Below are 1,308 nucleotides of genomic sequence, written 5' to 3'. Positions count from 1 at the left end.
GGACTCGAACCCCGGACCCGCTGATTAAGAGTCAGCTGCTCTAACCAACTGAGCTAGCGGCGCTTGCTGACGTCGAAGACTTTACACGGCGCCGACCCGATCCACCGAATCGCGTTCGAATGGTTACTGTGCGCGACCGCCTCCGGCCGTCGGCTCCGGGTGGTGGCAGGCCGCCTGGTGGTCCGCCCCCTGCGCGCCGCCGACCAGGGCCGGCCGCTCCTGCTCGCAGCGGGCCCGGTCCGCCGGGGCCGTGAGCCCGGCGTAGCGCGGGCAACGGGTGCGGAAGACGCAGCCGGTGCGGCGCTCGGTGGGCGGGGGAGGGTCGCCGGCCAGCAGGACGCGGTCGCGGGCGCGCTCGGCGGCGGGGTCGGGGAGCGGGACGGCGGAGAGCAGGGCGCGGGTGTACGGGTGGCGGGGGCGGTCGAAGACGGCGGAGACCTCGCCCTGCTCGACCGTCCGGCCGAGGTACATCACGCTGACCCGGTCGGCGAGGTGCCGGATCACCGAGAGGTCGTGCGAGACGAACAGGTAGGACAGGCCCAGCTCGGCCTTGAGCGTCTGGAGCAGGTTGAGCACCCCGGCCTGGATGGAGACGTCCAGCGCGGAGACCGGTTCGTCCAGCACCAGCAGCCTGGGCCGGACGGCGAGCGCCCGGGCGATCGAGACGCGCTGGCGCTGGCCGCCGGAGAACTGGTGCGGGTAGCGGTCGGCGTGCTCCGGGTCGAGGCCGACCTGGCGCAGCAGCTCGGGCACCCGGCGGGCGGTCTCCTCGCGCGGGGTGCGCTGGGCGAGCAGCGGTTCGGCGACGATGTCACCGACCGGCATGCGGGGGTCGAGGCTGGCCATCGGGTCCTGGAAGACGATCTGCACCTGGGCGCGGAGGCGGTGGGCCTCGGCCCGGGTGAGCGTCGCGGTGTCCCGGCCGAGCAGTTCGATCCGGCCGGTCTCCGGGGCACCGAGCCGCAGCAGTTCGAACAGCGTGGTGGACTTGCCGGAGCCGGACTCCCCGACCAGGCCGAGGGTCTCGCCCTCCCGCAGGTCCAGGTCGACGCCGTCCACCGCGTAGACCTCGCCGACCTTGCGCTTGAACACCGTGCCCTTGAGGAGCGGGAAGGTCTTTCCGAGGCCGCTCACCGACAGCACCGGTGCCAGGGCGGCGCGGTCGCCGGGGCCGACGGCGGCGGGCAGCTCCGGGACGGGGTAGACCTCGGCCGGCGCGGGCCGCCGCTCGGCGAGTTCCGCCGACCGTACGCACGCCGACCGGTGGCCGTCCGCCCCCTCCAGGGCGGGCTCGGCCGCGGAGCAGCG

The 1,308-nt window shown here is 74.6% G+C and carries 1 protein-coding gene; it reads right to left on the bottom strand.

Annotated features, from left to right (window positions below):
• Positions 1 to 123: 123 nt before the first annotated feature.
• A partial coding sequence (locus KS423_RS45595) for an ABC transporter ATP-binding protein (protein WP_224285530.1) occupies positions 124 to 1,308 on the bottom strand: 1,185 nt, incomplete at its 5' end.

Origin of the sequence: Streptomyces sp. LS1784, from assembly GCF_020103755.1 — a bacterium.
GTDB lineage: Bacteria > Actinomycetota > Actinomycetes > Streptomycetales > Streptomycetaceae > Kitasatospora.
Note: the sequence above shows the minus strand (reverse complement) of the source record. Positions and strands in the feature narration are given on the sequence as shown.